This is a genomic window from Cytobacillus stercorigallinarum (assembly GCF_014836495.1).
Taxonomy (GTDB): Bacteria; Bacillota; Bacilli; order Bacillales; family Cytobacillaceae; genus Cytobacillus; species Cytobacillus stercorigallinarum.
Genome location: NZ_JACSQT010000013.1, coordinates 74259 through 86319, shown reverse-complemented (window position 1 = coordinate 86319; position 12061 = coordinate 74259). Strand labels below are relative to the sequence as shown.

Here is a 12061-nt window from a genome sequence, read left to right as displayed (position 1 = left end):
CTTCTCAGCGCCGATGGTAGTTAGGGGCTGTCCCCTTGTGAGAGTAGGACGTTGCCGGGCAAGATGAAAGAGCACATCATTTGAATGTGCTCTTTTTTGTAGTGCTATCATACATTCGTTTATTTAAATGGACAAATAACAATTAAATAATCTATACATAATATAAATTTAATGAACGAACCTATCTTTCATACGTTTGAGATTTAGAAAAAAAGGGGAAAATTAATAATACTACTTCGTTGCAACATTTCACACAAATCATGTATAATTTATGTCAAATATAGTCAAAGTCAGATAGGGGGAGGCCGGGTGAAAAATATATCAGATATTATTGAAAAATATCTTAAAGAAGTCTTGGAACTTAGTGAAAGGGAAATTGTTGAAATTAAGCGGAGCGAGATTGCTGATAAATTTCAATGTGTCCCATCTCAAATAAATTACGTAATAAATACTCGGTTTACAGTTGAAAAAGGCTATGCTGTCGAAAGCAAACGTGGCGGTGGTGGTTATATAAGAATTACCAAAGTGCAAGCATATGATTATGTTGATTTAATTAATCAATTGATTGGGATTGTACGTGATCGTATTTCTCAAAATAGTGCTGAAAATATTATAAACAGATTAGTTGAAGAAGAGATTATTACTACTAGAGAAGCGAAGATTATGTTGAGTGTCATTGACCGTTCAGTTCTTTACTTAGAGTTACCCTATAGGGATGAGTTAAGAGCAAGGATGCTTGTTGCGATGCTAAATACATTGAAATATAAGTAGGCTGTAAAGTATGGAGGGGTGAAACAGATGGTATGCCAAGAATGTAATCAGAGACCTGCGACTCTACATTTTACAAAAATTATGAATGGTGAAAAGGCTGAGTTCCATTTATGCGAAAAATGTGCCCAAGAACATGGCGATATGTTTATGATAAATAACGGCTCTGGATTTTCTATTAATAATCTATTGAGCGGATTATTTAATATAGATACGAGTTATGCAAATAACCAAGCTCAGTTAAATAAACAAACGCAGGTAGTACAGTGTGAACAATGTTCGATGACCTTTCCTCAATTTGTTAAAGTCGGGAAATTTGGATGTGCCCATTGTTATGATTCCTTTCGAGCACAGTTGAGGCCAATTATTAAGAGACTTCATAGTGGGAATTGGAATCATAACGGTAAAATTCCGACAAGAATGGGTGGAGATATCCATTTGAAAAAGCAAATTGAGGATTTGAAAATAACCTTAAAAGAACTTATAACTAAAGAGGAATTTGAGAAAGCTGCAGAGACAAGAGACGCAATACGTCAATTGGAAAAAGAAATGAAAAACCATCTAGAGGGAGGGGAATGAACTTGTCTTTAGAAAGGTTTATCAATCAGGCTGTCAGCTCTTGGATGAGTGCGGAAGGTCCTGATTCTGATATCGTACTTAGTTCTAGAATTCGTTTAGCCCGCAATATTAAACAGGTTAATTTTCCAACAATCTTTTCCCATGATGAAGCTAAACGTGTAATAGATATTATTAAAGCAAGAATGGAAAAATCGACTTTTGATACGTATGGTGACTTTTCATTATTGCAGATGGATGATCTACAACCTTTGCAAAAAAGGGTGTTGATGGAAAAACATTTAATTAGTCCTCATTTAGCAGAAAACGCTAGTCATGGTGCCTGCCTACTTACAGAAAATGAAGAGGTTAGCATTATGTTGAATGAAGAAGATCATATACGTATACAGTGTTTATTTCCAGGGTTTCAATTATCAGAAGCATTAGAAGTTGCTAATCAAATTGATGATTGGTTAGAAACTGAGATTGATTATGCATATGATGAACAGGTAGGGTATTTAACTAGTTGCCCAACTAATGTAGGCACAGGACTTAGAGCTTCTGTCATGATGCATTTACCAGGATTGGTATTAACTCACCAAATGAATAGAATCATTCCGGCAATTAACCAACTTGGTTTAGTTGTTAGAGGAATTTATGGTGAAGGTAGCGAAGCATTAGGTAATATCTTTCAGGTTTCTAACCAAATCACATTAGGGAAATCAGAAGAAGATATTGCTGAGGATTTAAAAAGTGTTGTGGAGCAATTAATTTCGCAGGAAAGGTCAGCAAGAGAAGCATTAGCGAAAACCTCTAACATACAATTAGAAGATAGAGTCTTCAGATCCTATGGTATTTTATCTAATAGCCGAATCATTGAGTCAAAAGAAGCGGCTAGATGTTTATCGGATGTTCGCCTTGGAATAGACATGGACTATCTACAAGGCATATCAAAAAATATATTAAATGAGTTAATGGTCTTAACACAACCAGGATTTTTACAGCAATATGCTGGAGGCCCATTGCGACCGTTTGAACGGGATATTCGCAGAGCTTCTCTTATTCGAGAAAGATTAAAAATGGAAGATCAAGAGTTGGGAGGATGATGATAGATGATGTTTGGACGTTTTACTGAGAGAGCACAAAAAGTATTAGCATTAGCACAGGAAGAAGCCATTCGTTTAGGACATAACAATATTGGAACTGAGCATATACTTCTAGGGTTAGTAAGTGAAGGTGAAGGAATTGCCGCTAAAGCACTTTATGCCTTAGGTCTGGGTTCAGAAAAAATTCAAATGGAAGTTGAAAATCTAATAGGTAGAGGGCAAGAAGCCTCCCAAACACCGCATTATACACCACGAGCTAAAAAAGTAATTGAACTATCAATGGATGAAGCAAGAAAGTTGGGCCATTCCTATGTGGGAACTGAGCACATCTTGCTTGGTTTAATTAGAGAAGGTGAAGGTGTAGCTGCAAGAGTACTTAATAACCTTGGCGTAAGTTTAAATAAAGCAAGACAGCAAGTACTACAATTACTTGGAAGTAGCGAGTCTAACGGACATCAGGGCAGCTCGTCAGCCAATGCAAATACACCAACATTAGATGGCTTGGCAAGAGACTTAACTGCCATCGCACGTGAAGGAAGCTTAGATCCAGTTATTGGCCGTAGTAAAGAGATTCAACGTGTAATTGAAGTATTAAGCAGAAGAACTAAAAATAACCCAGTATTAATTGGAGAACCTGGTGTTGGGAAAACTGCAATAGCAGAAGGCCTAGCACAACAAATCATAAATAATGAAGTGCCTGAGACGCTACGTGATAAACGTGTAATGACATTAGATATGGGTACGGTTGTTGCAGGTACGAAATACCGAGGCGAATTTGAGGATCGTTTGAAGAAAGTGATGGACGAAATTCGTCAAGCTGGTAACATTATTTTGTTCATTGATGAGTTGCATACATTAATTGGCGCTGGTGGAGCAGAAGGAGCGATTGATGCATCAAATATTCTAAAGCCATCACTTGCGCGTGGAGAGCTCCAATGTATTGGAGCAACGACACTAGATGAGTATCGCAAATATATTGAGAAGGATGCAGCTCTTGAGCGTAGATTCCAACCAATTACGGTTGATGAGCCGACTGCAGATGAGTCTGTACAGATTTTAAAAGGACTACGTGACCGATATGAAGCTCATCACCGTGTGACCATTACGGATCAATCCATTGAAGCGGCAGTTAAATTATCAGACCGTTATATCTCTGATCGTTTCTTACCAGATAAAGCGATTGATTTAATTGATGAAGCAGGTTCAAAAGTTCGTCTCCGTTCTTATACAACGCCTCCGAACCTCAAAGAGTTGGAAGTTAAATTAGAAGATGTAAGAAAAGAAAAGGATGCAGCTGTTCAAAGTCAAGAGTTTGAGAAAGCAGCCTCTTTAAGAGACAATGAACAAAGACTAAGAGAAAAGTTAGAAGAAACGAAGAAAACGTGGAAAGAAAAGCAAGGGAAAGAAAATAGTGAAGTGACTGTTGAGGATATTGCCAATGTCGTTTCTAACTGGACAGGAATTCCGGTTACTAAATTGGCACAAACTGAGACAGAAAAACTATTGAATTTAGAAGAAATCTTACATTCTCGCGTAATTGGTCAAGAGGAAGCCGTTAAGGCGATCTCTAAAGCAGTTAGACGGGCGAGAGCGGGTCTTAAAGATCCGAAGAGACCAATCGGTTCTTTCGTTTTCCTAGGTCCAACAGGGGTGGGTAAAACAGAACTTGCTCGCGCCTTAGCTGAAGCGATGTTCGGTGATGAGGAAGCAATGATTCGCATCGATATGTCGGAGTATATGGAGAAGCACTCCACATCTAGATTAGTTGGTTCACCTCCAGGTTATGTTGGATTTGAAGAAGGAGGCCAATTAACTGAGAAAGTACGTAGAAAACCGTATTCAGTTGTCTTACTAGATGAAATTGAGAAAGCCCATCCGGATGTATTTAACATTCTTCTGCAAGTATTAGAAGATGGACGGTTAACAGATTCTAAAGGGCGTACAGTCGATTTCCGAAACACGGTGTTAATCATGACGTCAAATGTTGGTGCAGAAGCACTTAAGCGCAATAAATATGTAGGCTTCAATATTCAAGATGATGAACATGATTACAAAGATATGAAAGGCAAGGTTATGGAGGAATTGAAAAAGGCCTTCAGACCTGAATTCTTAAACCGTATCGATGAGATTATTGTCTTCCATGCATTAGAAAGAAAGCATCTGCAAGAGATTGTTACACTCATGTCCGACGCCTTAACGAACCGCTTGAAAGAACAGGATATTACATTATCCCTATCTGAAGCTGCTAAGGTAAAAATTTCCGAAGAAGGCTACGATCCAGAGTATGGTGCAAGACCGCTTAGAAGAGCGATCCAAAAGCATATTGAAGACCGCTTATCTGAGGAATTATTAAGAGGAAAAGTGCTGACTGGTCAAGAGGTAGTAATCGATGTTGAGGACGGCGAATTTGTCGTAAAAACAGCTGAACCAACTGGTACTGCACAAAAATAATGAAATGCTAGAGAGAAGGTACACGCTAATCAATAGTGTGTACCTTTTTTGATTACAACAAATTTTCTTCCAATTATATGTTAACCTTTGAATACAAACGGTTCCATTGATATAGTAAGGAATATAAATGTGTTGTACGAAAGAGAAGGAGAATGAAGATTGGCGAAAAGAAAATCAAAATTCATATGTCAAGAATGTGGTTATGAATCGGCAAAGTGGATGGGGAAATGCCCCGGGTGTGGCGTATGGAACAAAATGACGGAAGAAGTAGAGAAGCCTGCTAACTCGAGAAGAGGGGCGTTTGCACATACACAAGAGACAACGATTAGAGCAAAAGCGACGCCGATTCCAAAAATCGAAACAGTCAATGAGCCACGTATTTATACGGAAATGAAGGAGTTAAATCGCGTTCTTGGTGGTGGCGTTGTCAGAGGATCGCTCGTTTTAATTGGTGGAGATCCTGGGATTGGGAAATCAACACTACTCTTGCAAGTTTCTTCCCAATTATCTAATAAACAGCATTCGGTACTTTATATTTCTGGAGAAGAGTCGATAAGACAAACGAAGCTACGAGCTGACAGATTAAATATTTCATCAGAACATTTACTTGTTTATGCGGAGACAAGCTTAGAAGAGATTAGTCAAACGATTGATGAGGTGAAGCCGGACTTTGTTATCATTGACTCCATTCAAACTATTTATCATCCGGAAGTGACCTCGGCTCCTGGTAGTGTTTCACAGGTAAGAGAGTGTACGGCTGAGCTTATGAGAATCGGGAAAACAAAAGGGATTGCGATTTTTATTGTTGGGCATGTAACAAAAGAAGGGTCAATTGCAGGCCCTAGGTTGCTTGAACATATGGTGGATACGGTGCTGTATTTTGAAGGGGAAAGGCATCATACGTATCGAATTTTAAGAGCAGTCAAAAACCGATTTGGTTCTACGAATGAAATGGGTATTTTTGAAATGAAAGAATTAGGTTTAGAAGAAGTGGCAAACCCTTCAGAGATTTTCCTAGAAGAACGATCACAAGGAGCAGCGGGTTCAACTGTTGTGGCTTCAATGGAAGGAACTCGACCCGTTCTTGTAGAAATACAAGCATTAATATCCCCTACGAGTTTTGGCAACCCAAGAAGAATGGCAACAGGGATTGATCATAACCGTGTGCCTCTATTAATGGCGGTATTGGAGAAACGGGTCGGTATGTTGTTACAAAATCAAGATGCGTATTTGAAGGTTGCCGGTGGGGTAAAACTAGATGAACCAGCAATTGATTTGGCGGTAGCAGTCAGTATCGCTTCAAGTTTTCGAGATAAACCAACAAGAGCAACAGATTGCATTATTGGTGAGGTGGGCCTCACTGGAGAAATAAGGAGAGTTTCAAGGATTGAACAGCGAGTCCAGGAGGCTGCGAAACTTGGGTTTGAAAGGATTATTTTACCGGCTAATAATTTGAGCGGCTGGACAGGTCCTAAAAATGTTCAATTGATTGGTGTTCACTCGGTTAGTGAAGCACTTGAAGCTGCATTAGGAGGGTAAGCATATGGATTCAAAGAAACAAAGCGAAATTACAATCAGTGAGTTATTGAAATTTTTAGCACCAGGGACACCCCTACGTGCAGGTATAGATAATGTATTAAGAGCAAATACGGGTGGATTAATTGTTCTTTGTTCTAAGGAGCAGATTGCTAGTTTAGTGGATGGGGGCTTTCAAATTAATTGCCCTTTTTCGCCAAACTACTTATATGAGCTAGCGAAGATGGATGGGGCGATTATTCTCAATCAAGAAGGAAACAAAATCCTGATTGCCAATGCCCAACTCGCACCAGATTCGAGTATTCCTTCCTCAGAGACAGGGATGCGACATCGGACAGCAGAACGGGTGGCGAAACAAACAGGTGCGCTTGTTATTGCTGTTTCACAACGCCGTAACGTCATTACTTTATATAAAGGGGCTTCTCGTTATTCACTAAAGGATATTGGTGTGATATTAACAAAGGCCAATGTGGCAGTTACCACACTAGAAAAATATAAAGTGGTTCTTGAGCAAAGTATATCTAATTTAGGTATTCTCGAATTTGAAGAACAGGTGACTTATAATGATGTGTTAAATGTTATGCATAATATAGAAATGCTGTTAAGAATTAAAAATGAGTTACTAACTTATTTAAGCGAGTTAGGGACAGAAGGACGTCTTATTCGTTTACAAATGAATGAGTTACTGATTGAAATGGAAAGAGAATCAGAATTCGTTATTATGGATTATGCTAATGATCGTGATATTAAGGCCAAAGAAGCGCTTCAAAAGCTTCAAGAGTTATCAAAAGGTGAGACTTTAGAAGACTCAGTTATCATGAAATTACTAGGCTTCCATGGCTATATTCATACTGAAGAAGTCATTCATCCTAGAGGGATTCGTGTGCTGCATAAGGTGCCACGACTACCACCTATTATTATTGATAATCTCGTTGATCGTTTTGAGGAACTGAGGTATATAGCGGCAGCTTCTATTGAAGAATTAGATGAGGTAGAAGGTATAGGAGAGGTACGGGCTAGGAAGATTGACGAAGGCCTCAAGCTTATACAAGACCAATTTTTTTCCGATCGACATTTATAAATACCATTGAACTACTATCCACCTTATGATAGAATAGGTAGTTTATCATTTGACATTCCCTTACTTACGGTGCTAGTCTAAGAGTATTCATAACCGTTTGTTCTATCCTTTTATTTAGTTTACTGCAATAATTTTTTTGTTTATAATATAAAATTTTCCAATATTGTGCGTTTTTTATTTTTGGAATTTGTTAATAATGAATAAAAGGAGGTGAGGGAATGTTAAAGAGAATTGTACAAGTCTGTTTCCTTATATTTGGGATCACATTAGGAATCTTTGTGATACCAGAGTTACTATATCTAATCAGTTTAGATGACATTCCATTATTAAATAATCCTTATGTTTCCGCCGTTTTAGGAGCTATTATTTTCTATCTTTTAACATTTTGGGCGGTTGACCATGTGGTCAATTTCATTAAATGGACAGAAGAATCGATTGTAAAGGTGCCAATTACCGATATTATATTTGGTAGTGTTGGATTGGTGTTTGGTCTTGTTGTTGCGTTTTTACTTGGTTATGGGTTGTCAACACTCGAGATACCGGTATTAAATACTGTCGCTCCTATTGTCTTAACGCTGTTATTTGGATATTTAGGTTTTCAAGTTGGATTTAAAAAGCGAGATGAATTACTCAATCTTTTTACGAACAAAAAGAAAAAGTTAACTGAAGAAGAAGATAGTCAATCTGATGTGAATAAGCTAAAAATATTAGATACAAGTGTGATTATCGACGGTCGGGTAGCTGATATTTGCCAAACAGGATTTTTAGAAGGAACCATCGTTATTCCTCGTTTTGTCTTAGAAGAATTACAGCATATTGCCGATTCGTCTGATGTGTTAAAGAGAAATCGGGGTCGCCGCGGTTTAGACATTCTCAACCGTATTCAAAGTGAGCTGTCTATTAAGGTAGAAATTTACGAAGGTAATTTTGAAGAAATACAAGAAGTGGATAGTAAGCTAGTGAAGTTAGCGAAATTAACTAACGGTGTGGTTGTAACCAATGATTTCAACCTAAATAAGGTATGCGAGCTACAGAAAGTCGCAGTTCTAAATATTAATGATCTGGCGAATGCTGTGAAGCCGGTTGTGCTTCCGGGGGAAGAAATGAAGGTTCAGGTCATTAAGGACGGAAAAGAACAGAATCAAGGGATTGCTTACTTAGACGATGGTACCATGATTGTCGTAGAAGAAGGCAGAAATTATATCGGCAAGCATATTGATGTAGTCGTGACAAGTGTCTTACAAACGTCTGCGGGTAGAATGATTTTTGCTAAACCAAAACTTTTAGAAAAAGCATTATAATATAGTATAGGAGAAGCAGAAGAGGGAGCTGTAAAACGGCTCTTTTCTTCCGCTTTTTATGCTGATTAAGGGAGTTAAAGGAGATTATGGGGTATAGAGTTGTCATACCTGCAGCAGGGCAAGGGAAGAGAATGGGTGCCTCAAAAAATAAACTGTTGCTAGAGTTAAGAGGGGTACCTATATTTATACATACATTGAACGTTTTCCAGCGGGATTCCGCGTGTGAAGGGATTTATTTAGCTATTAATCCTGCTGAGGAAAAGGAGATAAGTAGGTTAATTGCTGAGCATGGGATTGATAAGGTAAAGGCATATATCAGCGGTGGACAGGAAAGACAGCATAGCATTAGTAATGTGATTCGTGAATTAACAGGTGAAGGAATTGTGTTAGTGCATGATGCGGCCCGTCCTTTTGTTGAACAAGAGCATATCGACCAACTTGTATCTCAAGCTCAGTGCAATGATGGCGCCATTTTAGCCGTTCCAGTAAAAGACACAATTAAAAAGGGACGAGATGGATTAGTAGAGGAAACCATTGATCGATCGCGTCTGTGGTCGGTACAAACCCCTCAAGCTTTTAAGCTTAGTATTTTACAAGCGGCATATGAGAAAGCACAAGAGGATCATTTTGTAGGGACCGATGATGCAAGCCTGGTGGAGAGAGTACATAATAAGATTGCATTTGTACAAGGGAATTACGATAATATTAAACTAACAACGCCTGAGGATCTTTATTTTGCTGAGGCGATTTTAAATAAAAGAGATGACTTTATCTAAAGGAGAAGATAGAATGTTTCGCATTGGACAAGGATTTGATGTACATCAATTAGTTGAAGGACGACCACTGATTATGGGTGGGATTACGATTCCATATGAATTAGGATTACTTGGACATTCAGATGCGGATGTTTTACTACATACAGTGTCAGATGCCTGTTTAGGTGCAATTGGTGAAGGTGATATTGGTAAGCACTTCCCTGATACAGACCCAGAATTTAAAGATGCGGATTCAGCTAAGCTGATGCAACATGTGTGGCAATTGGTAAAAGATAAGGGTTATGAACTTGTGAATGCAGATTGTACCATTATTGCACAAAAACCAAAAATGGCTCCTTATATTCCAGCTATAAGAGAAAGAATAGCGGAATTGTTAGAATCAGAAGTAGAGAACATTAACGTGAAGGCAACGACAACGGAAAAACTAGGATTTACAGGCAGGGGCGAAGGAATTGCTGCTCAAGTGGTTGTGTTGTTGCAGAAAAGAGCCTAGTCCGTCATTTACGGACTTTGACAACTTACAGTAGGATGATAAAATAAAGGGTGCTATTTATATTAAATTTTTGATAAAAAAGATGGATCGTCAGGTTGGCTTATTCAGCAATCAGCGGTTTTTCGAAATAGAACCCGATCTTGAAGGAGGATCATCATGTCAAGTGATATTCGTGTACGTTATGCACCAAGTCCAACGGGACATTTACATATTGGTAATGCGCGTACAGCTTTGTTTAATTATTTATTTGCTCGTAGTAAAAATGGTCAATTCATCATTCGTATTGAAGATACAGATAAAAAGCGTAATATTGAGGGCGGCGAAGAAAGTCAATTAAAATACTTACAATGGCTTGGTATAGACTGGGATGAAAGTATTGATAAAGATGGTGGCTATGGTCCGTATCGTCAATCAGAACGAAACGAAATATACAAAAAGTATTATCAACAGTTACTTGATAGTGGACAAGCTTATAAATGTTATTGTACGGAAGAAGAGTTAGAAGCTGAGCGTGAGGCGCAAATGGCTAAAGGCGAAACGCCGATTTACTCCGGAAAGTGCAGACATTTATCAGATGATGATCGCCAACAACTCGAAGCTGAAGGAAGAGAACCAAGTATTCGATTTCTTGTCCCACAAGGAAAAGTGTATGCATTCAATGATATGGTTAAAGGGGAAGTGTCATTTGAGTCAGATGGCATTGGTGATCATGTAATTGTCAAAAAAGACGGGACACCGACATATAATTTTGCTGTAGCCATTGATGATTATTTAATGAAAATCTCTCATGTACTACGTGGGGATGATCATATTTCTAATACACCTAAACAAATTATGATTTATGAGGCGCTTGGCTTCCAAGTACCTGTATTTGGTCATATGACGCTAATAGTGAATGAAAGTCGTAAAAAGTTAAGTAAACGCGATGAGTCAATCATTCAATTCATTGAACAATACGAAGAGCTAGGTTACTTGCCTGAAGCGTTGTTTAACTTTATCGCCTTACTTGGCTGGTCTCCTAGTGGAGAGGAAGAATTATTCTCAAAAGAAGAGCTAATTGAAATCTTTGATGAGTCAAGATTATCTAAGTCTCCGGCATTATTCGATATGCAGAAGCTTGCTCATATTAATTCACAGTACATGAAAAAGTTAGATGGTGACCAGTTACTTGCTGTAACGCTACCTCATTTTAAAAAAGCAGGCAAAGTAGGAGACCATCCTTCAGAGGATGAGTTACAATGGTTAAAGAAATTAGTGCTGCTGCTGCAAGAGAAAATGAGTTATGGTGCGCAAGTAATTGAACTAAGTGAATTATTCTTTGTTCAGGATGTTGAAGTAGAATCAGAAGCGAGCGAAGTATTAGCTGAAGAGCAAGTACCGGAAGTGTTGACTGCTTTCTTACATGAAGTTGAGGCCCTTGAGGTATTTGAAGCCGACCAAATAAAGGCGGCAATGAAGTCAGTACAGAAAGCGACTGGACATAAGGGCAAAAAATTATTTATGCCGATTCGCTCAGCAACAACGGGGCAAACACATGGTCCGGACCTACCGAAAGCAATGGAACTATTAGGTAGAGAAACCGTAAAAATTCGCCTAAAGCGTATTTTAGGTTAACATATCGGTAAAAATATAATATAGTATAGAATATTAACGTATAAATCTTTACAAGATCTTTATAGATGCTAAATCATTGAAGAGGAAAAGTAAGAGTAATGACTGTTTATTAGAGAGAACCATCATCGGCTGAAAGTGGTTTAAACCTCTCATTCTCTGAAGTGCCCCTCTGAGTCCTATTTCGAACCGTTATAGTAGAAATAGGCGGCTACCTTCCCGTTAACGAGGCAGAGTTGGAGCTTTTATTATATGAAAGCTTAAACAGAGTGGAACCGCGTGTAAACGTCTCTGTCTATTTTAGACAGGGGCGTTTTTTATTTATAGATTGGTTTTCTGGTGATAAGGTCCCAATCAAAGAGAGAATGTAATGACTGTTGTTT

10 protein-coding genes and 1 other annotated feature are annotated in these 12061 nt (G+C 38.4%); all 10 genes read left to right on the top strand.

What is annotated here, in order from left to right:
• Window positions 1–309: 309 nt before the first annotated feature.
• The 10 genes from H9655_RS19580 (at window position 310) to gltX (ending at window position 11681) form a co-directional block, all read left to right on the top strand.
• Window positions 310–771 carry a CtsR family transcriptional regulator gene (locus H9655_RS19580; protein WP_191816918.1) on the top strand — a complete coding sequence of 154 codons (462 nt, stop codon included), beginning with the start codon at window positions 310–312 and terminating at the stop codon, window positions 769–771.
• Between the two features lie 27 nt (window positions 772–798).
• A complete protein-coding gene (locus H9655_RS19575; RefSeq protein ID WP_191816917.1) occupies window positions 799–1347 on the top strand; it encodes a UvrB/UvrC motif-containing protein in 549 nt (182 codons plus the stop codon).
• Window positions 1348–1349: 2 nt separating this feature from the next.
• Complete coding sequence (locus H9655_RS19570) at window positions 1350–2429, top strand: protein arginine kinase (RefSeq protein WP_191816916.1); 1080 nt, start codon at window positions 1350–1352, stop codon at window positions 2427–2429.
• 6 nt (window positions 2430–2435) lie between these two features.
• Complete coding sequence (gene clpC / locus H9655_RS19565; RefSeq protein ID WP_191816915.1) at window positions 2436–4880, top strand: ATP-dependent protease ATP-binding subunit ClpC; 2445 nt, start codon at window positions 2436–2438, stop codon at window positions 4878–4880.
• Between the two features lie 159 nt (window positions 4881–5039).
• Window positions 5040–6419: a DNA repair protein RadA gene (gene radA, locus H9655_RS19560; protein ID WP_191816914.1), complete on the top strand. Its 1380-nt coding sequence runs from the start codon at window positions 5040–5042 to the stop codon at window positions 6417–6419.
• Between the two features lie 4 nt (window positions 6420–6423).
• Window positions 6424–7497 carry a DNA integrity scanning diadenylate cyclase DisA gene (disA, locus tag H9655_RS19555; protein ID WP_191816913.1) on the top strand — a complete coding sequence of 358 codons (1074 nt, stop codon included), beginning with the start codon at window positions 6424–6426 and terminating at the stop codon, window positions 7495–7497.
• A gap of 218 nt (window positions 7498–7715) precedes the next feature.
• Window positions 7716–8798 carry a PIN/TRAM domain-containing protein gene (locus H9655_RS19550; protein ID WP_191816912.1) on the top strand — a complete coding sequence of 361 codons (1083 nt, stop codon included), beginning with the start codon at window positions 7716–7718 and terminating at the stop codon, window positions 8796–8798.
• 86 nt (window positions 8799–8884) lie between these two features.
• Window positions 8885–9574: a 2-C-methyl-D-erythritol 4-phosphate cytidylyltransferase gene (gene ispD / locus H9655_RS19545; RefSeq protein WP_191816911.1), complete on the top strand. Its 690-nt coding sequence runs from the start codon at window positions 8885–8887 to the stop codon at window positions 9572–9574.
• A 13-nt stretch (window positions 9575–9587) separates the two neighbouring features.
• Window positions 9588–10067 (top strand): 2-C-methyl-D-erythritol 2,4-cyclodiphosphate synthase, encoded by a 480-nt coding sequence (gene ispF, locus H9655_RS19540; RefSeq protein WP_191816910.1) that lies wholly within the window; start codon window positions 9588–9590, stop codon window positions 10065–10067.
• Window positions 10068–10223: 156 nt separating this feature from the next.
• Window positions 10224–11681, top strand: coding sequence for a glutamate--tRNA ligase (gene gltX, locus H9655_RS19535; RefSeq protein WP_191816909.1), 1458 nt, complete (start codon window positions 10224–10226; stop codon window positions 11679–11681).
• A 67-nt stretch (window positions 11682–11748) separates the two neighbouring features.
• Window positions 11749–11974, top strand: a binding site (T-box leader).
• The last annotated feature ends 87 nt before the right edge of the window (window positions 11975–12061 follow it).